At 59.1% G+C, this 237-nt stretch carries 1 protein-coding gene; it reads left to right on the top strand.

Translation table 11 applies throughout. The features are described from left to right. Positions 1 to 88 precede the first annotated feature (88 nt). The coding region (locus ACYQ78_RS40100; RefSeq protein WP_459806236.1) for a hypothetical protein at positions 89 to 237 on the top strand (149 nt) is incomplete at its 3' end.

Raw genomic sequence — 237 nt, 5'->3', positions numbered from 1 at the left:
TCGGGACCCCCTTGGCCTTTCCTCAGACGGTGACCTGGCCGTCTTCAAGCGCTGACACGAGGTTGAGCTGAAGCATGGCAGGATCTCCATGTTTGCGGCAATGGGATACATAACTCCTGAATACTGCAAATTTCCTGGAGAGCTCTCCCCCAGGCGCGGCCTGAAGTTGGCTGACATCCCAAACGGACTGGCTGCCATCTCCAAGGTGCGTGGTGAGGGATGGGGGCGGATCGTGGC

The sequence above is a fragment of the Herbidospora sp. RD11066 genome (genome assembly GCF_054661255.1).
Note: the sequence above shows the minus strand (reverse complement) of the source record. Positions and strands in the feature narration are given on the sequence as shown.